We start from the raw sequence: 23,015 nt of genomic DNA on the forward strand, positions 1-23,015 counted from the left end.
TGTGGGAGCCCGGCTCAGATCTCGCCGCGCAGCTTGGCCAGCGCCTCGGCGAGGATCGCCTCGCCGTCCGCGTCGGTGCGCCGCTCGCGGACGTACGCGAGGTGGGTCTTGTAGGGCTCGTTGCGGGACGGCGCCGGCGGGTTGTGCTCGTCCTGCCCGGCGGGGAAGCCGCAGCGCGGGCAGTCCCAGGTGTCCGGGATGACGGCCTCGGCGGCGAAGCTGGGCCGGGTCTCGTGCTTGTTGGCACACCAGAAGCTGATCCGGTTGCGCGGGGCGGACTCGCCGCGCTCCGCCTCGCCCATCGGGCCGGCTCCGACCCTGCTGCCACGGATGGCGTTGCCACTTGCCACGGTCTGACTCCCTGCGTGCTGGTGCGCCGACCCGCCGCGATGCGCGTCGGTGGCGAAAGTCGTCCTAGTGTAAGCAGGAGCTAAGCATCCGCCACCATCGCCCACGGGCCCCGACCGTCCCAGGATAATCGCTCGGACGACGGGGCGTCAGGCCCTCGTCAGCTCTTGTACTTGAGCACCATGTTGAGCACGATGATGCAGGCGAACCAGCCCAGGCCGACCACGATGGTGATGCGGTCCAGGTTGCGCTCGGCCACCGCCGAGCCTCCGCCGGTGGAGATGGCGCCACCGCCGAACATGTCGGACAGACCGCCACCCTTCCCCTTGTGCAGCAGCACCAGCAGGATCATCAGTGCGCTGAAAACGATCAGGGCAATCGAGAATCCGAGAACCACGACGGGACCAACTCTCTCGTATCTTCGGCGAAGGGGCCGGGCCGCGTACGGCGGTCCGGCCCCAAAGCCTACGTTGCTGCGGCGGCGTTAGCCTACTGCCTGGTCACGGTAGCGCACGATCTTGACGAACTCGTCGGCGTCCAGCGAGGCACCGCCGATCAGGCCGCCGTCGATGTCGGGCTTGGCCATCAGGCCGGCCGCGCTCGACGACTTGACCGAGCCGCCGTACAGCACCCGGACCTTGCCGGCCAGCTCGGCGTCGTACAGCTCGGCGATCCGCCCGCGGATGGCGGCGCAGACCTCCTGCGCGTCCTCCGGGGTGGCCACCTCGCCGGTGCCGATCGCCCAGACCGGCTCGTACGCGACCACGATCGACTCGGCCTGGTCCGCCGGGACGCCCTCCAGGGCGCCGTCCAGCTGGGCCAGGGTGTACTCGACGTGGGTGCCGGCCTTGCGGATCTCCAGCGGCTCGCCGATGCACAGGATCGGGGTGACCCCGGCCCGGTAGGCGGCCTTGACCTTGGCGTTGACGATCTCCTCGTTCTCGCCGTGGTACTGGCGGCGCTCCGAGTGGCCGATCACCGCGTAGGTGCACTGCAGCTTGGCCAGCATCGGGCCGGAGACCTCGCCGGTGTAGGCGCCGGAGTCGTGCTGCGAGATGTCCTGCGAGCCGTACTTGATCTTCAGCTTGTCGCCGAAGACCAGGGTCTGCACCGACCGCAGGTCGGTGAACGGCACCAGGACGGCGACCTCGACGGCCTCGTAGTCCTTGTCGGCCAGCGCGAACGCCAGCTTCTGGGTGTGCTGGATGGCCTCAAGGTGGTTGAGGTTCATCTTCCAGTTGCCCGCCATCAGCGGGAGACGCTCAGTCATGCTGTCAGCCTTCCAGGGCGGCGAGACCGGGAAGGGTCTTGCCCTCCAGGTACTCGAGGCTCGCGCCACCGCCGGTCGAGATGTGTCCAAAGGCGTTCTCGTCGAAGCCCAGGATGCGAACGGCCGCGGCGGAGTCGCCGCCGCCGACCACGGTGAAGCCGGGGCTGTCGAGCAGGCCCTGCGCGACGGCCTTGGTGCCGTTCGCGTAGTCGGGGTGCTCGAAGACGCCCATCGGGCCGTTCCAGAACACGGTGCCCGCGTCGGCCAGCTTCGCCGCGTACAGCTCGCGGGTCTTCGGGCCGATGTCCAGGCCCTCCTGGTCGGCCGGGATCGCGTCCGCGTCGACGGTCGTCGGGTTCGCCGGGGCCTTGGTCTTGAGGTCCGGGAAGTCGGCCGAGACCAGGACGTCGACCGGCAGGACGAACTCGACGCCCCGCTTCTCGGCCCGGGCCAGGTACTCCAGGCAGACCGGGATCTGGTCCTTCTGCAGCAGCGAGATGCCGACCTCGTGGCCCTTGGCCGCGAGGAAGGTGTACGCCATGCCGCCGCCGACCAGGATCTTGTCGGCCTTCTCCAGCAGGTTGTCGATCACGGCGAGCTTGTCGGACACCTTGGCACCGCCGAGCACGACGACGTACGGGCGCGCGACCTCGTCGGTGAGCTTCTTCAGCACGCCGACCTCGGTGGCGATCAGGTCGCCGGCGGCGTGCGGCAGCAGGCCGGGCAGGTCGTAGACCGAGGCGTGCTTGCGGTGCACGGCGCCGAAGCCGTCGCCCACGTACAGGTCGGCCAGGGTGGCGAGCTGCTCGGCGAAGGCCTTGCGCTCGGCGTCGTCCTTGCTGGTCTCACCGGCGTTGAAGCGCAGGTTCTCCAGCAGCGCGACGTCGCCGTCGCCCAGCCCGGCCACCGCGGCCTTCGCGCTGTCGCCCACGGTGTCGGCGGCGAAGACGACGTTCCTGCCGAGGATCTCGCCGAGGCGCTCGGCCGCCGGGGCGAGCGAGAACTGCGGGTCCGGCGCGCCCTTGGGCCGGCCGAGGTGCGAGGCGACGACGACCCTGGCACCGCGCTCGACGAGCTTGGCGATGGTCGGCGCGACGGCGCGGATCCGGCCGTCGTCGGTGATCGTGCTGCCCTCCAGCGGCACGTTCAGGTCGGCGCGGACGAAGACGCGCTTGCCTGCGACGTCGAGGTCTTCGATGGTCTTCACGGGTTCTTCGGTCTCCTGGGGAGATGGTTGATGCGCAGAGAGGCGGCACGGCGCAGGGGCCGCCTGGAAGGTTCTTGTACGCAGAACGAGGGCCCGGTCGGCATGGTGCGCCGTCCGGGCCCTCGCCCTCACATCACGTCAGCTCCCACTTCGTCAGAGCTGGTCACCGACGATGGCGACCAGGTCGACGACGCGGTTCGAGTAGCCCCACTCGTTGTCGTACCAGCCGAGCACCTTGACCTGGTTTCCCTGGACCATGGTGAGCTGGGAGTCGAAGATGCAGGAGTGCGGGTCGTTGACGATGTCCGAGGAGACGATCGGGTCTTCGGTGTAGGCCAGGATGCCCGCGAGCGGGCCCTCCTGCGCGGCCTTCTGGAAGGCCGCGTTGACCTCGTCCTTGGTGACCTCGCGCTCCAGGGTGACGACCAGGTCCGTGATGGAACCGGTCGGGACCGGGACGCGCAGCGAGGTGCCGTCCAGCTTGCCCTTCAGCTCCGGCAGGACCAGGGCGGTCGCCTTGGCGGCACCGGTCGAGGTCGGGATGATGTTCTGCGAGGCCGCACGAGCACGGCGCAGGTCCTTGTGCGGGAAGTCCAGGGTGACCTGGTCGTTGGTGAACGCGTGGACGGTGGTCATCAGACCCTTGACGATGCCGAAGCTCTCGTTCAGCACCTTGGCCATCGGCGCCACGCAGTTGGTGGTGCAGGAGGCGTTGGAGATGACGTGGTGGTTGGCCGCGTCGTACTTGTCGTCGTTGACGCCCAGGACGACGGTGATGTCCTCGCCGGTGGCGGGCGCCGAGATGATGACCTTCTTGGCGCCGGCGGCGATGTGCTTGGCCGCGGCCTCGGCCTTGGTGAAGATGCCGGTGGACTCGACGACGATGTCGGCGCCCAGGGCGGCCCAGGGAAGGTTGGCGGGGTCGCGCTCGGCGGTCACCTTGAAGGTGTGGCCGTCGACGGTGATGCTGTCCTCGGTGTGCGAGACCTCGCCCGGGAAGGTGCCCAGGGTGGTGTCGTACTTGAGCAGGTGGGCCAGGGTCTTGGTGTCGGTGAGGTCGTTGACACCGACGATCTCGATGTCCGCGCCCTGAGCCTTGACAGCGCGGAAGAAGTTGCGGCCGATGCGGCCGAAGCCGTTGATGCCTACCCGGATCGTCACGAACCGATCTCCTCGTTAGGTACGCCGGCACGAGGCCGACGGGATGAGATTTGGGAAGTCCCCGACCGCCTACGACCCTACCCCTCGGACGGCTGGGAGGGCACATCGCGCCACCTCGTGAGACTGGGCGTGGCGCCCCCGAAACCCGCTTTCAGGCCGTCCGTCCCTACCCCGCCGGGCAGTTGGTCCCAGGACCATTGGTCTTGACCAATTCGGGAGCCCGGCCCGGCCCCGGAACGACGCACGGCCGGCGCCCGTCGTGCGGGCACCGGCCGTGGTTTCGTCACGCACCGTGAGCGTCAGTTGAGCGCCATCTCGTCCGTCAGGCTCGCCTCGGTGCCCGGCAGGCCCAGCTCCGACGCGCGCTTGTCCGCCATCGCCAGCAGCCGGCGGATCCGGCCGGCCACCGCGTCCTTGGTCAGCGGCGGGTCGGCGAGCGCGCCCAGCTCCTCCAGCGAGGCCTGCTTGTGCTGCATCCGCAGCTGGCCGGCCGCGGCCAGGTGCTCGGGCACCTCCTCGCCCAGGATCTCCAGCGCGCGCTGCACCCGGGCGCCGGCCGCCACCGCGGCGCGGGCCGAGCGGCGCAGGTTGGCGTCGTCGAAGTTGGCCAGCCGGTTCGCGGTGGCCCGGACCTCGCGCCGCATCCGGCGCTCCTCCCAGGCGAGCACCGACTCGTGGGCGCCGAGCCGGGTCAGCAGCGCGCCGATCGCGTCGCCGTCGCGGATGACCACCCGGTCCACCCCGCGCACCTCGCGGGCCTTGGCCGGGATGCCGAGCCGGCGGGCCGCACCGACCAGCGCCAGGGCGGCCTCGGAGCCGGGGCAGGTGATCTCCAGCGAGGAGGAGCGGCCCGGCTCGGTGAGCGAGCCGTGCGCCAGGAAGGCTCCGCGCCAGGCCGCCTCGGCGTCACAGGTCGCGCCGGAGACGACCGCCGGGGGCAGGCCCCGGATCGGGCGGCCCCGGCCGTCCACCAGACCGGTCTGGCGGGCCAGCAGCTCGCCGTCCTTGACCACCCGGACCACGAAGCGGCTGCCGCGCCGCAGCCCGCCGGGGGCCATCACCACGAGGTCGGAGGAGTGCCCGAAGATCTCCAGCAGGTCCTTGCGCAGCCGCCGCGCCGCCGCCCCGGTGTCCAGCTCCGCCTCGATCACGATGCGGCCGCTCACGATGTGCAGTCCGCCCGCGAACCGCAGGATCGCCGACACCTCCGCCTTGCGGCAGCAGGCCCGCGTGACCGGGAGCCGGCTGATCTCGTCCTTCACCGCTGGAGTCATCGCCATGGCCCGATCCTTCCATGTGTCCGGAAAATCCGGTCGTACGCGGCCGCCAACAGCTCCGGGTCGTGTCGCGGGCTCCCGTCGGTGCGGGCCACCGTACCGAGCACCAGAGCGGCACCCATCCGTTCGGCGGCCTTCTCCAATCCGGCCAGGTCCGCCTGGCCGAAGGCGCCACCGGTGACGGCGCGCTCGTCCACCAGGATCGCATCCACGGCGAGGCCCGGGGCGTGGTCGGCGATGACCTCCAGGTGGCGCTGCGGGGTGAAGCCCTCGGTCTCGCCGGGCTGCGGGGCGAGGTTCAGGGTGAGCAGGCGGCGGGCGCGGGTCTCCTCCAGCGCCTTGGCCAGCTCGGGGACCAGCAGGTGCGGCAGCACGCTGGTGAACCAGGAGCCGGGGCCGAGCACCACCCAGTCCGCCTCGCGCACGGCCGCGACCGCCTCCGGGACGGCCGGCGGCTCGGCCGGCAGCAGCCGGATCGACTGCACCGTGCCCGGGGTCGCCGCGACGCTGGCCTGGCCGCGCACGGCGGTGACCGCGCCCGGGCGGGCCGGGTCGAGACCGCGCACCGTCGCCTCGATGTCCAGCGGCACCGCCGACATCGGCAGCACCCGGCCCTGGACGTTCAGCAGCCGGCCGACCCAGTCCAGCGCGGCCACCGGGTCGCCCAGCTTCTCCCAGAGGGCCACGATCAGCAGGTTGCCGACCGCGTGGCCGCCGAGCTCGCCGGTGCCGGTGAAGCGCTGCTGGATCACCTCGGACCAGGTGCGGCCCCAGTCGTCGTCCCCGCACAGCGCGGCCAGCGCCTTGCGCAGGTCGCCCGGCGGCAGCACGCCCAGCTCCTCGCGCAGCCGGCCGCTGGAGCCGCCGTCGTCGGCGACGGTGACCACGGCCGTCAGGTCGGTGGTCAGCCGGCGCAGCGCGGACAGCGAGGCGGACAGGCCCTGGCCGCCGCCGAGGGCGGCGATCCGGGGGGCGGGATTGGTCCGGGCGGGACTGCTGCGCGGCCGGCTCGGAGCCGGGGGCCGGGCCGGGCTGCCCGCCCGGTCACCGGCTCTGCCCTGCGGCTGCCGCCCGGGCCCGTATCCCGCCACTCCCGCCACGAATCACCTCGCGTTCCTCGCCCCGCCACCGGCTCCGCCGGGGCCCGGCAGGAGGGCGGCGGTCACTCCCGGCCCATGTCACGGTGGACGAGCACCGTTTCCACCCCGTCCGCGATGAGACGCTTGGTCAGCCGCTCGGACATGGCGACGCTCCGGTGCTTGCCACCGGTGCAGCCTACGGCAAGCGTCATGTAGCGCTTCCCCTCCCGGCGGTACCCCTCGGTCACGATCCGGAGCAGCTCCGCGTAACCGTTCAGGAACTCGTTGGCACCGGGCTGCTGGAACACGTAGTCGGCGACGTCCGCGTCGGTGCCGGTGCGGGCGCGCAGCTCGGGCACCCAGTGCGGGTTGGGCAGGAAGCGGCAGTCCACCACCAGGTCGGCGTCGACCGGCAGGCCGTACTTGAAGCCGAAGGACATCACGGTGGCGCGCAGCTCGGGCTCGTCGTGGTCGGCGAACTGGGCGTCCAGCTTGGCGCGCAGCTGGTGCACGTTGAGGTTGGACGTGTCGATCACCAGGTCGGCCTCGCCGCGCAGGTCGCGCAGCAGGTCGCGCTCCTGGGCGATGCCGTCGACGATCCGGCCGTCCGCCTGCAGCGGGTGCGGGCGGCGGACGCTCTCGAAGCGGCGCACCAGGGCCTCGTCGGAGGAGTCGAGGAAGACCACCTGGAGGCGCACGCCGCGCTTCTCCAGCTCGTCCAGCGAGGTCAGCAGGTCGTCGAAGAACTGCCGGCCGCGGACGTCCACGACCACGCCGATCCGGGCCACGTTCCCCTGGGAGCGGGCGCCGAGGTCGACCATGGTCGGGATCAGGGCCGGCGGCAGGTTGTCGACCACGAACCAGCCGAGGTCCTCCAGGCACTTGGCCGCGGTGGAGCGGCCGGCTCCGGACATGCCGGAGATGATCACCAGCTCCGGCGCGTTCTCGGCCACGTCTGACACGGTCACTTCGGTTCCCCGCTCTCGGTCTTTCTGCTGGGGAGAACGCCTACGGCGCGGCCGCCCTTCCCCGGCCCGGACGGGCGCGCGGGGGCGGGGCGGGCCTGCTGACGGGCGGCGTCGGCCGTCATGGCGTCTCCTGGGATGGTGCGGTCAGGGGCACTGCGGTCACGACCTCGTCGGCCCCGTCCTCGATGATCTCGCCGGTCGCGGTGTTGACCGCGGGTGCGGCGGGTGTACGGGAGGACAACGCCGCCGCGACTGTCTCCGCCGTGCGGCGTCCGATGCCGGGTACGGCGCAGAGTTCGTCGACGGTGGCCGCCCGGAGCCTCTTCAGCGAGCCGAAGTGCTTGAGCAGTGCCCGGCGGCGAGTCTCGCCGAGGCCCGGGACGGAGTCCAGCTCCCCGGCGGTGAGTCGCTTGGAACGCTTGGCGCGCTGGTAGGTGATCGCGAAACGGTGGGCCTCGTCGCGGACGCGCTGCAGCAGGTACAGGCCCTCGCTGGAGCGGGGCAGCACCACCGGGTCGTCCTCGCCGGGCAGCCAGACCTCCTCCAGGCGCTTGGCCAGGCCGCACAGCGCGACGTCGTCGATGCCGAGTTCGTCCAGGGCGCGACGGGCGGCGGCGACCTGCGGCTGGCCGCCGTCGACCACCAACAGCTGCGGCGGGTAGGCGAAGCGGCGCGGGCGGCCGTCCTCGGTGCGCGGGCCCTCCCCCTCGTCGTCCGCCTCGGGGACGGCCCACTCGCCGGTCTGCTCGCGCTCCTGGAGGTAGCGGCGGAAGCGCCGGCCGATCACCTCGTGCATCGAGCGGACGTCGTCCTGGCCGTCGAACCCCTTGATCTGGAAGCGCCGGTACTCGCTCTTGCGGGCCAGGCCGTCCTCGAAGACGACCATCGAGGCGACCACGTCCTCGCCCTGGAGGTGGGAGATGTCGAAGCACTCGATGCGCAGCGGGACGGAGTCCAGCTCCAGCGCGTCGGCGATCTCCTGCAGGGCGCGGCTGCGGGTGGTGAGGTCGGAGGCCCGCTTGGTCTTGTGCAGCGCCAGCGCCTGCTGGGCGTTGCGCTGCACGGTGGCCATCAGGTCCTTCTTGTCGCCGCGCTGCGGGATGCGCAGGTCGACCTGGCTGCCGCGCAGGTCGCTCAGCCAGTCCCGGACCGGCCCGACCGGGTCGGGCAGCGCGGGCACCAGCACCTCGCGCGGGACGGACTCGTTGCGCTCGTCCGCGGCGGCGGCGCCGTACAGCTGCTGCAGGGCGTGCTCGACCAGGCCGGCCGTGTCGACGTCCTCGACCTTGTCGGTGACCCAGCCGCGCTGGCCGCGCACCCGGCCGCCGCGGACGTGGAAGATCTGCACGGCGGCTTCGAGTTCGTCCTCGGCGACGGCCAGCAGGTCGGCGTCGGTGGCGTCGGCGAGCACGATGGCGTTCTTCTCCATCGCGCGCTTGAGGGCGCCGATGTCGTCCCGCAGCCGGGCCGCCTTCTCGTACTCCATCTCCTCGGCGGCCTCCTGCATCTCCGTCTCCAGGCGGCGCAGGTAGTTGCCGGTGCGCCCGGCCATGAAGTCGCAGAAGTCCTCGGCCAGCGCCCGGTGTTCGTCCGCCGTCACCTTGCCGACGCAGGGCGCCGCGCACTTGCCGATGTAGCCGAGCAGGCAGGGCCGGCCGACCTGCCGGGCGCGCTTGAAGACGCCGTTGGAGCAGGTGCGGACGGGGAAGACGCGCAGCAGCAGGTCGACCGTCTCGCGGATCGCCCAGGCGTGCCCGTACGGGCCGAAGTAGCGCACGCCCTTCTTGTGCGCCCCGCGCATCACCTGGACCCGCGGGTACTCCTCGTTCAGGGTGACGGCGAGCTCCGGATAGCTCTTGTCGTCGCGGTACTTGACGTTGAACCGGGGGTCGAACTCCTTGATCCAGGAGTACTCCAGCTGCAGCGCCTCGACCTCGGTGGCGACCACCGTCCACTCCACCGAGGCGGCGGTGGTCACCATCGTCGCGGTGCGCGGGTGCAGCCCGGCCAGGTCCTGGAAGTACGAGGACAGGCGCGGGCGCAGGCTCTTGGCCTTGCCGACGTAGATGACCCGGCCGTGGGCGTCGCGGAACTTGTAGACGCCCGGGGACGTCGGGATCGCTCCCGGCGCCGGGCGGTAGGTGCTCGGGTCAGCCATGGGTCCACCGTACCGATCGGGGCCGGTGCCGCGGGGGAAAGATCACGGGGACGGGGCTCGCCTGCTTCAGCTCGGGGTCACCTTGAGGTTCCCGCCCTCGACCGTGACGGCGTAGGCGGGCAGCGGGGTCGGGGCCGGGCCGTCCTGCACGGAGCCGTCGGTGATGGCGAACCGGCTGCCGTGGCACGGGCACTGGATCTGCTGCTTCTTCACCTGGTCCACCACGCAGCCGGCGTGGGTGCACTTGGCGCTGAACGCCTTGAACTGGCCCTCGGCGGGCTGGGTCACGACGATCTTCTGCTCCCGGAAGACCTTTCCGCCGCCGACCGGGACGTCGGTGGCCGGGCCGAGGTCCACCGGGCCCTTGGGGGCGCTGCTCTTGCCGGAGGAGGAGTCGGCGGAGGAGCCGCAGCCGGCGACCGCCACGGTGCCGCCGGCCGCCAGGGCGGCCGCGGCTCCGCAGAGCAGGGTGCGGCGGGAGGTGGCGGGGCTGGACTCGGGGGCCTCGGACATCGGTGCTCTCCTGCGGTTCGGCTGCTCGTGGGACCACGGAAGTCTATGCGGCACGCGCCCCGCCGCCCCCTGGACGTCCGGGGAACGGCGGGGCGGGGCCGACTACTTCTTCGCCGCGACGGCCCGCTTGCGCGGCGCCCGCTTGGCGGGGGCGGCGACCGGGGCGTCCGCGAAGTCGCCCGGCAGGATGTCCCGGAGGAACTTGCCGGTGTGGCTCTCCGGGACGGCCGCGATCTGCTCCGGGGTGCCCTCGGCGACCACCGTGCCGCCGCCGGAACCGCCCTCGGGGCCCATGTCGACGACCCAGTCGGCGGTCTTGATCACGTCGAGGTTGTGCTCGATCACGATCACCGTGTTGCCCTTGTCGACCAGCCCGCTGAGCACCTTGATCAGCTTGCTGATGTCCTCGAAGTGCAGGCCGGTGGTGGGCTCGTCCAGCACGTAGACCGTCCGCCCGGTGGAGCGCTTCTGCAGTTCCGAGGCGAGCTTGACGCGCTGCGCCTCGCCGCCGGACAGCGTCGGCGCGGACTGGCCGAGCCGGACGTAGCCGAGGCCGACGTCGTTGAGCGTCCGCAGGTGGCGGGCGATCGCCGGGACGGCCTCGAAGAAGGCCAGCGCCTCCTCGATCGGCATGTCCAGCACCTCGGCGATGGACTTGCCCTTGTAGTGCACCTCCAGCGTCTCCCGGTTGTACCGGGCGCCGTGGCACACCTCGCACGGCACGTAGACGTCCGGCAGGAAGTTCATCTCGATCTTGATGGTGCCGTCGCCGGTGCAGTTCTCGCAGCGGCCGCCCTTCACGTTGAACGAGAACCGGCCGGGCAGGTAGCCGCGGACCTTGGCCTCCTGCGTCTCCGCGAACAGCCGGCGCACGTGGTCGAACACCCCGGTGTAGGTGGCCGGGTTGGAGCGCGGCGTCCGGCCGATCGGCGACTGGTCGACGTGCACCACCTTGTCCACCAGGTCCGTGCCGGTGATCCGGGTGTGCCGGCCGGGCACGCTGCGGGCGCCGTTCAGCTCCCGGGCGAGGTGGGTGTAGAGGATGTCGTTGACCAGCGTCGACTTGCCGGAGCCGGAGACGCCGGTGATCGCCGTGAAGGTGCCCAGCGGGAAGCCGACCGTGACGTCCTTGAGGTTGTGCTCGCGGGCGCCGTGCACCGTCAACTGCCGCTTCTTGTCCCGCTCGCGGCGCTCGGCCGGGACCGGGATGAACCGCTTGCCGGACAGGTACTGGCCGGTCAGCGACTCCTTGTTGGTGAGCAGCTGCTTCAGCGACCCGGAGTGCACCACCTTGCCGCCGTGCTCGCCGGCGCCCGGGCCGATGTCCACCACCCAGTCCGCGGTCTTGATGGTGTCCTCGTCGTGCTCGACCACGATCAGGGTGTTGCCGATGTCGCGCAGCCGCACCAGCGTCTCGATCAGCCGGTGGTTGTCCCGCTGGTGCAGGCCGATCGACGGCTCGTCCAGCACGTACAGCACGCCGACCAGGCCGGAGCCGATCTGGGTGGCCAGCCGGATGCGCTGCGCCTCGCCGCCGGAGAGGGTGCCGGCCGCGCGGTCCAGCGACAGGTAGTCCAGGCCGACGTCGACCAGGAAGCGCAGCCGCTCGTTGACCTCCTTGAGCACGCGCTCGGCGATCTGCTTGTCCCGGTCGTTCAGCTTCATCGCGCCCAGGAACTCGGCGCAGTCGCTGATCGACATCGACGAGACGTCGGCGATCGACTTCTCCTCGACGGTGACCGCCAGCACCACCGGCTTGAGCCGGGTGCCCTGGCAGGTCGGGCACGGCACCTCGCGCATGTAGCCCTCGAAGCGCTCGCGGCTGCTGTCGCTCTCCGCCTCGGTGTGCCGGCGCTGGATGAACGGGACGGCGCCCTCGAAGCCGGTGCTGTACGAGCGCTCGCGGCCGAAGCGGTTGCGGTAGCGGACCTGCACCTGGTGCTTGTGCCCGTACAGCAGCGCCTTCTTGGCGCGGGCCGGCAGCCCGGCCCAGGGGATGTCGGTGCGGAAGCCCAGCTCCTCGGCCAGCGCGTCGATCAGGCGCTGGAAGTACTCCTTGGCGTGCCCGGCCGACCACGGGTGGATCGCGCCCTCGTCCAGCGAGCGCTCCTGGTCCGGCACGACCAGCTCCGGGTCGACCTCCATCCGGTTGCCCAGGCCCGAGCAGTCCGGGCAGGCGCCGAACGGCGAGTTGAAGGAGAACGAGCGCGGCTCCAGCTCCTCGAACGACACGTCGTCGTACGGGCAGTAGAGGTGCTCGGAGTACATCCGCTCGCGCTCGGGGTCGTCCTCCGGGAGGTCGACGAAGTCGAGCACGACCATGCCGCCGGACAGCCGCAGGGCCGTCTCCACCGAGTCGGTGAGCCGCCGCTTGGCGCTCTCCTTGACGGTCAGGCGGTCGACGACCACCTCGACGGTGTGCTTCTCCTGCTTCTTCAGCTTCGGCGGCTCGGCGAGCTGGATCGTCTCGCCGTCCACCCGCGCGCGGGAGTAGCCCTTGGACTGGAGGTCGGCGAACAGGTCGACGAACTCGCCCTTGCGCTCGCGCACCACCGGGCTGAGCACCTGGAAGCGGGTGCCCTCGGAGAGCTCCAGCACCTTGTCGACGATCGCCTGCGGCGACTGCTTGGCGATCGGGCGGCCGCAGTGCGGGCAGTGCGGCTTGCCGATCCGGGCGAACAGCAGGCGCAGGTAGTCGTACACCTCGGTGATGGTGCCGACGGTCGAGCGGGGGTTGCGGTTGGTGGACTTCTGGTCGATCGAGACGGCCGGGGAGAGGCCCTCGATGAAGTCCACGTCGGGCTTGTCCATCTGACCCAGGAACTGGCGGGCGTAGGAGGACAGCGACTCGACGTAGCGGCGCTGGCCCTCGGCGAAGATCGTGTCGAAGGCGAGCGAGGACTTGCCGGAGCCGGAGAGGCCCGTGAAGACGATGAGGGAGTCGCGGGGCAGGTCGAGCGAGACGTTCTTGAGGTTGTGTTCGCGTGCACCGCGGACGACGAGGCGGTCGGCCACTGCTTCTGGCGCCTTTCTCCGGTGCCGAGACGGCTTGCGCCGAGGTTCGGGAGGTCTGCTTCTGGGTTCGTGTTCTTCTTCCAGGATGCGGCAGCCAGCCTATAGCTCAGACGTTCGAATATCGACTCTGTCCAGCGGGGACCACCCGAACGAGTGAGGGCCCGCCCCGGACGGTCCGTACCCGGACCGAAAAACCCCCTGCTCAGGGCCCGGATTCGGCGATAGCGTCAGCTGGTCAACGAGCGAAGCCCCCCGCGGGCAACGCCCCGTCCGCACCGAAGGCAGGATCGATGACCGACCCGCAGTCCGCCGCCGTCTCCGCCGCCAGCTGGCTCGCCCGGGCCGAGGAGAGCACCCAGCGTCTGCTGACCACCGTCGCCGCCCTGGAGCCCGACGCCGTCACCGGGCCCTCCGCGCTCCCCGGCTGGACCCGCGGCCACGTGCTCGCCCACCTCGCGCGCAACGCCGACTCCCTGGTCAACCTGCTGAACGGCGCCCGCACCGGCACCGACATCCCGCAGTACGCCAGCAACGAGGCCCGCGACCAGGACATCGAGCGCGACGCGCCCCGCCCGCTGGACGTCCAGCTCGCCGACCTGCGCGACTCGCACGCCCGCTTCGCCGAGGCCGCCGCGCTGATGACCGCCGAGGCCTGGACGGCCGGGGTCAAGCACCGCTCCGGCTACGTCTTCCCGGCGCACGAGATCCCGATGAAGCGCCTGCTGGAGCTGGACTACCACCACGTCGACCTCGACGCCGGCTACACCCCGGCGCAGTGGTCGGAGGCCTTCGCGGTGTCCCAGTTCCGCCGGCTCGCCAAGGTCCTGGAGGGCGACGACGACCTGGACGCCGCCGTCGAGCTGATCGCGGACGACACCGAGGACCGCGCCGTCATCGGCCTGGGCACCCCGTCGCTGACCGCCCGGGGCCCGGTCCGCGCCCTCGCCGCCTGGCTCTCCGGCCGCTCGGACGGCGCCGACCTGCGCCGCACCCCCGACACCGAGCTCCCCTGGCTTCCCCCGATGGGCTGAGGGCGGGACGATGATCCTGGACCCTGTTGCCGGACGAGGAGCAGACGGAATGACGTACCACGGAGCGGTCAAGGTCGGCGGACCGCCGGACGTGCGCGAGCTGGCCCACCTGATCATCACCAAGGTGGCCGTGGGCCCGTACGACAACAACGCCTACCTGCTGCGCTGCCGGGCCACCGACGAACAGCTGCTGATCGACGCGGCCGCCGACGCGCCCGTGCTGCTGGAGACGGTCGGCGACGAGCTGGCCACCGTGGTCACCACCCACCGGCACCACGACCACTGGGCCGCGCTCGCCGAGGTGGTCGCCACCACCGGCGCCCGCACCGCCGCCGGCGAGCACGACGCCGAGGGCATCGACGTCCCCACCGAGCTGCTGCTCGCGGACGGCGACCGGCTGCGCGTCGGCGAGGTCGAACTCACCGTCCGCCACCTGGTCGGCCACACCCCCGGCGCGATCGTGCTGGTCTACGACGACCCGCAGGGCCACCCGCACGTCTTCACCGGCGACTGCCTCTTCCCCGGCGGCGTCGGCAACACCTGGGGCGACCCGGAGGCCTTCCGGACCCTCTACCGGGACGTCACCGAGAAGATCTTCGACGCCCTCCCGGACGAGGCCTGGGTCTACCCCGGCCACGGCAACGACACCACCCTCGGCGCCGAGCGCCCCCACCTCGCGGAGTGGCGCGACCGCGGCTGGTGACGCCCCCCCGGGGGAACGCCGAGAGGCCCCCGGTGGACCGGAAACCGGTCCGCCGGGGGCCTCGGGCGTCGTGGCAGGGTCAGGCGTCGAGCTCCTGCGGCTCGCGCTCGGCCCGCCCGGCCTGCTCGGCCTGCTCGGCCTGCTCGGCCTGCTCGGCCTGCTTAGTGGAGGCCCGCAGGCTGGTGAAGGTGGTCACCGCCAGCACGACCACGATGAAGGCCAGCGAGAACGGGATGCCGATCTCGGGGACGTGGGCGCCCGCCTCGTGCGCGGCGTGCAGGACCAGCTTCACGCCGATGAAGCCGAGGATCACCGAGAGGCCGTAGCTGAGGTGGACCAGCTTCTTCAGCAGGCCGCCGATCAGGAAGTACAGCTGGCGCAGGCCCATCAACGCGAAGGCGTTCGCGGTGAAAACGATGTACGGGTCCTGGGTGAGGCCGAAGATGGCCGGGATCGAGTCCAGGGCGAACAGGACGTCCGTGGTGCCGATGGCCAGCATCACGATCAGCATCGGGGTGATCAGGCGGCGGCCGTGCTCACGGACGACCAGCCTGGTGCCGCGGTAGTCCTCGGTGGCGGGGAAGCGCTTGGTGATCGACTTGAGCAGACGGTTCTCCTCGAACTCCTCCTCGTCCTCGTCGGCCCGGGCCTCCTTGATCAGCTTCCAGGCCGTCCAGATCAGGAAGGCGCCGAAGACGAAGAACACCCAGGAGAACTGGGTGACCAGTGCGGCCCCGCCGGCGATGAACGCCGCGCGCAGCACCAGGGCGATGATCACGCCGAACATCAGCACGCGCTGCTGGTGGATCCGGGGCACCGCGAACTTGCCCATGATCAGGATGAACACGAAGAGGTTGTCGACGCTGAGCGACTTCTCGGTGATGTACCCGGCGAAGAACTCGCCGGCCGGCTGACCGCCGGAATGCCACCAGAGGAAGCCGCCGAACAGGAGCGCCAGCACGACCCAGACGGCCGTCCAGATCCCGGCCTCCTTGATCGAGACCTCGTGGGGCTTGCGGCCCCCGATGAAGAAATCGGCCACGACCAGTGCGATCAGCACACCGATCGTGGTGACCCACATGGTTACGGAAACGTCCATGACTGCTCCTCCGGCAGCTAGGCGAGACAGGTCGTCACTGCCGGAGGTCTCTTCCGCCCATCGGGCCAGCGCCCCGGGGTGCCGCGACGGGCACCCGTGATGACGGGGTCGGCTGTCGAGGAATACTCCCCTCCGCTCCCGTCGAGAGTAACAGGAACGGCAAGGAAAGGTAAAGAAGGTAAAGGGATCGTCAGAGGAACGGCTCGATGGTCGGCAGCAGGTCCTGGAACGTCCGTCCCTTGGCCGGCGCGCCGATCGCCTGCATCTCCCAGCCGCCCTCGCCGTCCCGGTACACCTTGGCCATGATCTGCCCGGTGTGCGGCCCGCCGCCCGCCAGCTCGTACCGGGCCAGCTCCACGCCCGTCGTCTCGTCCACCAGCCGGCAGTGCGCCTGGCGCACCTCGGCGAAGGTCTGCCCGGTGTACGAGCTGACCGTGAACACCACCTGGGTGATGTGCGCCGGCACGTGCAGCAGGTCGACCAGGATCGCCTCGTCGTCCTCGGCGCCGGAGCCGCCCTCCAGGTTGTCCCCGGTGTGCCGGACGGAGCCGTCCGTCGACTCCAGGTGCTGGAAGAACACCACGTCGGACGGCGTCTTCTCGGCGTACAGCAGCGCCGAGGCGTCCAGGTCGATCTTCCGGGTCCGGCTGCCGAACAGGCCCCGCTTGGGCGCGGCCTGCCAGCCGAGGCCCATCCGGACCACGGTCAGCGAGCCGCCCGGCCCCTTCCTGAGGCTGACCCGTTGGCCCTTGGCCAGGTTCACCGACACGGCGTTGTCCTCTCTGCACGGCCGCGCGGTGGAGTCCACGCGGCGCCACGATGGAACACCCCGTTGCCGTCCCCCGGCTGAGGCCCCCGCTACCACGGCTCGCCGCTCCGTCCCGCGAGCGCGATGCCGCAGGCCAGCCTAGGGCCTGCGGCCCCGTCTCCTCCCCTGCGTTTTCCCGTTTGTGGCAAGCCTGAGACACCGCTGGGCTTGACCGGTGCCATTCCGGCCAGGCCCCGCGGCGCCCCCCGACCGGGCGGCTACGCCACCCCGGCCTCGCGCATCTGCCGCAGCTCCTTCTTCAGCTCCTTGACCTCGTCGCGCAGCCGCGCCGCGACCTCGAACTGCAGGTCGGCGGCGGCCGTGTGCATCCGGTCGGTCATCTCCTGGATGAGCTCGGCCAGCTCGGCGGCCGGCAGCGACTTGGCGGGCTTGCGCTCCGAGCCGAGCATCGGCACCGGGGCCTTGCCCTTGCCGGAACCCCGGTAGCCGGTGGAGAGCAGTTCGTCGGTGTCCACGTCCTCGCGGGCGAGGGTGTCCAGGATGTCGCCGATCTTCTTCCGCAGCGGCTGCGGGTCGATCCCGTGTTCCTGGTTGTAGGCCTGCTGCACGGCCCGGCGGCGGTTGGTCTCGTCGATCGCCTTCTCCATCGACGGGGTGATCCGGTCCGCGTACATGTGCACCTGGCCGGAGACGTTGCGGGCCGCGCGGCCGATCGTCTGGATGAGCGACGTGCCGGAGCGCAGGAAGCCCTCCTTGTCCGCGTCCAGGATCGCCACCAGCGACACCTCGGGCAGGTCCAGGCCCTCGCGCAGCAGGTTGATGCCGACCAGCACGTCGAACCGGCCCGCGCGCAGCTCGCGCAGCAGCTCCACCCGGCGCAGGGTGTCCACGTCGCTGTGCAGGTACCGGACCCGGATGTCCAGGCCGAGCATGTAGTCGGTGAGGTCCTCGGCCATCTTCTTGGTCAGTGTGGTCACCAGGACGCGCTCGTCCCGCTCCACCCGCTTGCGGACCTCGTGCACCAGGTCGTCGATCTGGCCCTCGGTCGGCTTGACGATCACCTCGGGGTCGATCAGGCCGGTCGGACGGATGATCTGCTCGACCTGGCCGTCACCGCGGGACAGCTCGTACGGGCCCGGCGTCGCCGACAGGTACACCGTCTGGCCGATCCGCTCCAGGAACTCCTCCCACTTCAGCGGGCGGTTGTCCATCGCGGACGGCAACCGGAAGCCGTGCTCGACCAGCGTGCGCTTGCGCGAGGCGTCGCCCTCGTACATCGCGCCGATCTGCGGGACGGTGACGTGCGACTCGTCGATCACCAGGAGGAAGTCCTCCGGGAAGTAGTCGAGCAGCGTGTTCGGCGGGGAGCCGGGCTCGCGGCCGTCGAAGTGCATCGAGTAGTTCTCGACGCCCGAGCAGGTGCCGATCTGGCGCAGCATCTCGATGTCGTAGGTGGTGCGCATGCGCAGCCGCTGGGCCTCCAGCAGCTTGCCCTGCTTCTCCATCTTCGCGAGCGTCTGCTCCAGCTCCTGCTCGATGCCGGTGATCGCGCGCTCCATGCGCTCCGGGCCGGCCACGTAGTGCGAGGCGGGGAAGACGTAGATCTGCTCGTCCTGGCTGATGATCTCGCCGGTGAGCGGGTGCAGGGTGTACAGCGCCTCGATCTCGTCGCCGAACATCTCGATCCGGACGGCGAGCTCCTCGTAGACCGGGAAGATCTCGATGGTGTCCCCGCGCACCCGGAAGGTGCCGCGGGTGAAGGCCACGTCGTTGCGCGCGTACTGGATGTCGACGAAGCGGCGCAGCAGCACGTCCCGGTCGATCTCCTGGCCGACCTTCAGCGGGACCATCCGGTCCACGTACTCCTGCGGGGTGCCGAGGCCGTAGATGCAGGAGACGGACGCGACCACGATGACGTCGCGGCGGGTGAGCAGCGAGTTGGTGGCCGAGTGCCGCAGCCGCTCGACCTCCTCGTTGATGGAGGAGTCCTTCTCGATGTAGGTGTCCGTCTGCGGGACGTACGCCTCGGGCTGGTAGTAGTCGTAGTACGAGACGAAGTACTCGACCGCGTTGTTCGGCAGCAGCTCGCGGAACTCGTTCGCCAGCTGCGCGGCCAGCGTCTTGTTCGGCGCCATCACCAGGGTGGGCCGCTGCAGCTTCTCGATCATCCAGGCCGTGGTCGCCGACTTGCCGGTGCCGGTGGCACCGAGCAGCACGACGTCCTTCTCCCCGCCCTTGACCCGCCGCTCCAACTCGGCGATCGCCGCCGGCTGGTCACCGTTCGGCTGGAAGGGGCTGACGACCTCGAAGGGCGCCACGGACCGCTCAATACTCGTGATGGGACGCACGACACCACCGTACGACCCACCACTGACAGACGGGACCTACTTGGCGCTGTCCCGGGCGAGGGCGACCAGGCGGGAGATGGCGCGGAGGTACTTCTTGCGGTAGCCGCCGCGGAGCATGTCCTCGGGGAAGACCTGGTCGAAGGGGAGGCCGGAGGCGGTGATGGGCAGCTCGCGGTCGTACATGCGGTCGGCGAGGACGACCAGGCGCAGCGCGGTGGACTGGTCGTCGACCTGGCGGACGCCGCGCAGGCAGACGGCGGTGACGTCGTCCAGGAGGGCGCCGTAGCGGCTGGGGTGGACGGCGGAGAGGTGGGCCAGCAGGGCGTCGAAGTCGTCCAGGGAGGCACCCGGGGTGCGCGCGGCGACGGTCTCGACGGTGTCGTCGGTGTACGGCGGCGGGGCGTCGGGCAGGCCGCGGTGGCGGTAGTCCTGGCCGTCGATCCGCATCGGGCGGAAGTGGGCGGACAGGCCCTGGATCTCGCGCAGGAAGTCGGCGGCGGCGAAGCGGCCCTCGCCGAGCTTCTCCGGGAGGGTGTTGGAGGTGGCGCACAGCTTGACGCCGTTGTCGACGAGGCGGCCGAGCAGGGTGGAGACCAGGACGGTGTCGCCCGGGTCGTCGAGCTCGAACTCGTCGATGCAGAGCAGGGTGTGCCCGGAGAGGGTCTGAACGGCCTGCTGGAAGCCGAGCGCGCCGACCAGGTTGGTCAGCTCGACGAAGGTGCCGAAGGCCTTCGGGCCGGGGGCGGCGTGCCAGAGCGAGGCGAGCAGGTGGGTCTTGCCGACGCCGTAGCCGCCGTCGAGGTAGACGCCGGCCGGGCCGGTGGGCGCGGGGGCGCTGCGGCGGAACCAGCTGCGCTTGGGCGCAGAACCGTTTCCGCTACCGAGCGTGGTCGCGAACTGCTCCAGCACCTGCACGGCCTCGTACTGGCTGGGCTGATTCGGGTCCGGGAGGTACGTCCCGAAGCCGACCTGGGAGAAGCGCGGCGGCGGGACCATCTCGGCGACCAGGCGCTCGGCGGGCACCACCGGACGGCGGGCGGTGAGCGCGATCGGGGCGCCGGCCTGGCCGGGAACGGCTATGGTCGCGGTCGCGGTGGCGGGGCGGGGAGCTGCGGACACATCAGTAGAGGGTACGCCTGGTCCCCCCGCCGTCCGAACGGCCCAGGGACCTCCCTCGAACAGCCCACGAACGACCCCCGAACGGCCCCCGGTGGAAGACTGGGGGCATGCACCTGCTGATCAGCCCGCTCGACGGGCCCGTCGCCGATCCGGCCTCCCTGGAGTCGCTGGCCGCCCTCTACGCGTACCCCGACCAGGTGAATCGGGGCCGGCCCTGGCTGCGCGCCAACATGGTGGCCGGGCTGGACGGCGGGGCGAAGCTCGACGGCGTGTCCGAGGGCCTGTCCGGCGACGCCGACAAGCGGATCTTCGGCGTGCTGCGCGCGCTGGCGGACGTGGTGCTGGTGGGCGCCGAGACGGTCCGGACCGAGGGCTACCGGCCGGCCCGGGCCCGGGCGGAGTTCGCGGCGGCACGGGCCGCGGCCGGGCAGGCCCCGGCCCCGGCGATCGCCGTCGTGACCCGCTCGCTGGACCTCGACCTGAGCGCGCCGCTGTTCACGGAGCCGCTGGTCAGGACGGTGGTGATCACCACCGAGGACGCCCCCGAGGAGCGCCGCCGGGCCGTCGCCGAGGTCGCCGACCTGGTGCTCGCCGGGCGCGGCTCGGTGGACCCGCGGGCCGGTGTGGCGGCGCTCGCGGAACGCGGCTGGACGCGGCTGCTGAGCGAGGGCGGCCCGCGGCTGCTGGGGCAGCTGGCGGCGGCGGACCTGCTGGACGAGCTGTGCCTGTCGCTGGCCCCGCTGATCACGGGCGGCGACGCGCCGCGGATCATCCGCGATGCGGAAATGCCTGACGTGCAGCGGATGCGGCTGGTCTCATTGATCGAGCAGAAAGGATTCCTCTTCACCCGCTACCTGCGTCACCTGGGTTCGGATGACCCCGTGACCCCCTGATCGTGATCCCGTTATGCGATGCCGGGGCCCGGGGGCCGGCCACTGGAAGGGACTCACGTGTTCAAGACGGTACTGATGATCGAGAAGGCTCTCTCCGACGCGGACGTGGAGCTGGTCACCACGCTCCACAGCGACGAGACGGTGTCCTTCGTCGTCCTGATGCAGCCGCGCGGCAAGCAGGACGAGCTGCTGCGGGCGCTCGACGACGTCGCCCTCGGCCACCTGGACAAGGTGGTGCACGAGCACGACGAGTCCGAGAGCGGCCCGACCGTGGCCACCGAGTCGCTGGAGCACAGCCTGCGCCACCTGCGCGCGGCCGGGGCCGAGGCGGTCGGCGAGCTCGTGGAGGAGAAGCCGCTGGACCGGCTGCGCGAGGTGGTCCAGCAGCAGGAGGCGGACGAGGTGGTGGTGCTCACCTCACCGCACTTCGTCGAGGAGTTCTTCCACCGCGACTGGGCGTCCCAGGCCCGGCACAAGGTGGGGGTCCCGGTGCTGCGGCTGTTCGCCAGCGACTCCTAGCTCCGCGCCTCGGTGGTGCAGAATCGTCCTTGCGGTCCGACCCGCGAGGACGATTCGCATCTGGCCCGCCCGTCCACACCCAGCCCCCGCCCGTACGGAGCCCCGCCTTGAACGACGCCGCGCACGACCTGCACGCCCCGCACTTCATCGGCATCGGCGGCGCCGGGATGTCCGGCCTGGCGAAGATCCTCGCGGTGCGCGGTGCCAGCGTCTCCGGCAGCGACTCCAAGGAGTCCGAGACCGTCCTCGCGCTGCGGGCGCTGGGCGCCACCGTGCACGTCGGCCATGCCGCCGAGCACGTGCCGGACGGCGCCAGCAGCATCGTCGTCTCCAGCGCGATCCGCGCCGACAACCCCGAGCTGGTCGCCGCCCGCGAGCGCGGCGTCCCGGTGGTGCACCGCTCCGACGCGCTCGCCGCGCTGATGGGCGGCCGCCGGGCGCTCGCCGTCGCCGGCACCCACGGCAAGACCACCACCACCAGCATGCTCGCCGTCGCCCTCGGCGAGCTGGGCCTGGACCCGTCCTACGCGATCGGCGGCGACCTCGACGCGCCCGGCTCCAACGCCCACCACGGCACCGGCGAGATCTTCGTCGCCGAGGCCGACGAGAGCGACCGCAGCTTCCACAAGTACGCGCCCGAGGTGGCGATCGTGCTCAACGTGGAGCTGGACCACCACGCCAACTACGCCTCGATCGACGAGATCTACGAGTCCTTCGAGACCTTCGTCGGCCGGATCGTCCCCGGCGGCACCCTGGTGGTCTCCGCCGACCACGACGGCGCCCGCGAGCTCACCGCCCGGGTGGCCGGGCGCGAGGGCCTGAACGTGGTGACGGTCGGCGCCGCCGAGGACGCCGACCTGCGCGTGCTGTCGGTCGTCGCCCACGGCATGACCAGCGAGGTCACCGTGCTGCTGGACGGCGCCGAGCTCACCTTCACCGTCTCGGTGCCCGGCCGGCACTACGCCCACAACGCGGTCGCCGCGCTGGCCGCCGGCGTCGCGCTCGGCGTCCCCGCCGCCGACCTCGCCAAGGCCCTCGGCGCCTACACCGGTGTGCGCCGCCGGCTGCAGCTCAAGGGCGAGGCGGGCGGCGTCCAGGTGATCGACTCCTACGCCCACCACCCCACCGAGATGACCGCCGACCTGGAGGCCATCCGCGAGGGCCTGGACGGCGCCGGGCGGGTGCTCGTGGTCTTCCAGCCGCACCTGTTCAGCCGCACCCAGCAGCTCGCCGAGGAGATGGGCACCGCCCTCGCCCTCGCCGACGCCTCGGTGGTGCTCGACATCTACCCGGCCCGCGAGGACCCGATCCCGGGCGTGACCAGCGAGCTGATCATCGACGCCGCCCGCCGGGCCGGCGCCGACGTCACCCCCGAGCACGACTTCACCGCCGCCCCCGCCCTGCTCGCCGGGCTCACCCGCCCGGGCGACCTGCTGCTCACCATGGGTGCGGGGGACGTCACCAACCTCGGTCCAGAAATTCTGAAGCACCTGGCGAACGTTGCCTCCAACGTCTGACCCACCGCGTTCGGGAGCCGT

Annotated in this window: 20 protein-coding genes; 5 read left to right on the top strand and 15 right to left on the bottom strand. The window is 71.4% G+C overall.

From position 1 onward, the window contains the following. Positions 1–14 precede the first annotated feature (14 nt). The 11 genes from ACPC54_RS16825 to uvrA all read right to left on the bottom strand — a co-directional run bounded on the left by ACPC54_RS16825 (position 15) and on the right by uvrA (position 12,996). Positions 15–302 (bottom strand): RNA polymerase-binding protein RbpA, encoded by a 288-nt coding sequence (locus ACPC54_RS16825; protein WP_030308030.1) that lies wholly within the window; start codon positions 300–302, stop codon positions 15–17. 206 nt (positions 303–508) lie between these two features. Next, positions 509–745 (bottom strand): preprotein translocase subunit SecG, encoded by a 237-nt coding sequence (gene secG / locus ACPC54_RS16830; protein ID WP_498965540.1) that lies wholly within the window; start codon positions 743–745, stop codon positions 509–511. Positions 746–832: 87 nt separating this feature from the next. After that, positions 833–1,618, bottom strand: a complete 786-nt coding sequence (gene tpiA / locus ACPC54_RS16835) for a triose-phosphate isomerase (RefSeq protein WP_498965541.1) — start codon at positions 1,616–1,618, stop codon at positions 833–835. A 4-nt stretch (positions 1,619–1,622) separates the two neighbouring features. Next, entirely contained in the window at positions 1,623–2,825 is a 1,203-nt protein-coding gene (locus tag ACPC54_RS16840; RefSeq protein WP_498965542.1) for a phosphoglycerate kinase, read from the bottom strand. A gap of 153 nt (positions 2,826–2,978) precedes the next feature. Then, entirely contained in the window at positions 2,979–3,986 is a 1,008-nt protein-coding gene (gene gap / locus ACPC54_RS16845) for a type I glyceraldehyde-3-phosphate dehydrogenase (protein ID WP_498965543.1), read from the bottom strand. A 299-nt stretch (positions 3,987–4,285) separates the two neighbouring features. Continuing rightward, the gene (gene whiA / locus ACPC54_RS16850) at positions 4,286–5,266 is read right to left on the bottom strand and encodes a DNA-binding protein WhiA (RefSeq protein WP_498965544.1); all 981 of its coding nucleotides are present in this window, start codon (positions 5,264–5,266) and stop codon (positions 4,286–4,288) included. Then, on the bottom strand, positions 5,257–6,354 hold the full coding sequence (locus tag ACPC54_RS16855; RefSeq protein ID WP_498965622.1) for a gluconeogenesis factor YvcK family protein: 1,098 nt from the start codon (positions 6,352–6,354) through the stop codon (positions 5,257–5,259). Before ACPC54_RS16855 ends, whiA begins: the two co-directional genes overlap by 10 nt. Positions 6,355–6,425: 71 nt before the next feature. Then, positions 6,426–7,310: an RNase adapter RapZ gene (rapZ, locus tag ACPC54_RS16860; protein ID WP_498965545.1), complete on the bottom strand. Its 885-nt coding sequence runs from the start codon at positions 7,308–7,310 to the stop codon at positions 6,426–6,428. A 118-nt stretch (positions 7,311–7,428) separates the two neighbouring features. Further along, on the bottom strand, positions 7,429–9,468 hold the full coding sequence (gene uvrC, locus ACPC54_RS16865; protein ID WP_498965546.1) for an excinuclease ABC subunit UvrC: 2,040 nt from the start codon (positions 9,466–9,468) through the stop codon (positions 7,429–7,431). Between the two features lie 66 nt (positions 9,469–9,534). After that, positions 9,535–9,981: a Rieske (2Fe-2S) protein gene (locus ACPC54_RS16870; RefSeq protein ID WP_498965547.1), complete on the bottom strand. Its 447-nt coding sequence runs from the start codon at positions 9,979–9,981 to the stop codon at positions 9,535–9,537. Positions 9,982–10,083: 102 nt separating this feature from the next. Next, positions 10,084–12,996, bottom strand: a complete 2,913-nt coding sequence (gene uvrA, locus ACPC54_RS16875; RefSeq protein WP_498965548.1) for an excinuclease ABC subunit UvrA — start codon at positions 12,994–12,996, stop codon at positions 10,084–10,086. A gap of 290 nt (positions 12,997–13,286) precedes the next feature. Here uvrA and ACPC54_RS16880 point away from each other — a divergent pair, with 290 nt between their 5' ends. Together ACPC54_RS16880 and ACPC54_RS16885 are read left to right on the top strand one after the other, a co-directional pair. Then, positions 13,287–14,027 (top strand): maleylpyruvate isomerase family mycothiol-dependent enzyme, encoded by a 741-nt coding sequence (locus tag ACPC54_RS16880; protein ID WP_498965549.1) that lies wholly within the window; start codon positions 13,287–13,289, stop codon positions 14,025–14,027. A 49-nt stretch (positions 14,028–14,076) separates the two neighbouring features. After that, the gene (locus ACPC54_RS16885; RefSeq protein ID WP_498965550.1) at positions 14,077–14,730 is read left to right on the top strand and encodes an MBL fold metallo-hydrolase; all 654 of its coding nucleotides are present in this window, start codon (positions 14,077–14,079) and stop codon (positions 14,728–14,730) included. Positions 14,731–14,809: 79 nt separating this feature from the next. On the opposite strand, the gene ACPC54_RS16890 is transcribed toward ACPC54_RS16885, so the two are convergent. The 4 genes from ACPC54_RS16890 to zapE all read right to left on the bottom strand — a co-directional run bounded on the left by ACPC54_RS16890 (position 14,810) and on the right by zapE (position 20,026). Next, the gene (locus ACPC54_RS16890; RefSeq protein ID WP_498965551.1) at positions 14,810–15,829 is read right to left on the bottom strand and encodes a TerC family protein; all 1,020 of its coding nucleotides are present in this window, start codon (positions 15,827–15,829) and stop codon (positions 14,810–14,812) included. Positions 15,830–16,019: 190 nt separating this feature from the next. Continuing rightward, complete coding sequence (locus ACPC54_RS16895; protein WP_498965552.1) at positions 16,020–16,598, bottom strand: TerD family protein; 579 nt, start codon at positions 16,596–16,598, stop codon at positions 16,020–16,022. Between the two features lie 257 nt (positions 16,599–16,855). Beyond that, positions 16,856–18,946, bottom strand: coding sequence for an excinuclease ABC subunit UvrB (gene uvrB / locus ACPC54_RS16900; RefSeq protein WP_498965553.1), 2,091 nt, complete (start codon positions 18,944–18,946; stop codon positions 16,856–16,858). A gap of 36 nt (positions 18,947–18,982) precedes the next feature. Next, positions 18,983–20,026 carry a cell division protein ZapE gene (zapE, locus tag ACPC54_RS16905; protein WP_498965623.1) on the bottom strand — a complete coding sequence of 348 codons (1,044 nt, stop codon included), beginning with the start codon at positions 20,024–20,026 and terminating at the stop codon, positions 18,983–18,985. A gap of 146 nt (positions 20,027–20,172) precedes the next feature. On the opposite strand from zapE, the gene ACPC54_RS16910 reads away from it, so the two are divergent. The 3 genes from ACPC54_RS16910 to murC all read left to right on the top strand — a co-directional run bounded on the left by ACPC54_RS16910 (position 20,173) and on the right by murC (position 22,994). After that, positions 20,173–20,958, top strand: a complete 786-nt coding sequence (locus ACPC54_RS16910; RefSeq protein ID WP_498965554.1) for a pyrimidine reductase family protein — start codon at positions 20,173–20,175, stop codon at positions 20,956–20,958. Positions 20,959–21,015: 57 nt separating this feature from the next. Then, positions 21,016–21,477 (top strand): indole-3-glycerol phosphate synthase, encoded by a 462-nt coding sequence (locus ACPC54_RS16915; protein WP_498965555.1) that lies wholly within the window; start codon positions 21,016–21,018, stop codon positions 21,475–21,477. Positions 21,478–21,584: 107 nt separating this feature from the next. Further along, the gene (gene murC / locus ACPC54_RS16920; protein WP_498965556.1) at positions 21,585–22,994 is read left to right on the top strand and encodes a UDP-N-acetylmuramate--L-alanine ligase; all 1,410 of its coding nucleotides are present in this window, start codon (positions 21,585–21,587) and stop codon (positions 22,992–22,994) included. Positions 22,995–23,015: the final 21 nt, after the last annotated feature.

The sequence above is a fragment of the Kitasatospora sp. NPDC094028 genome (genome assembly GCF_049543595.1).
GTDB lineage: Bacteria > Actinomycetota > Actinomycetes > Streptomycetales > Streptomycetaceae > Kitasatospora.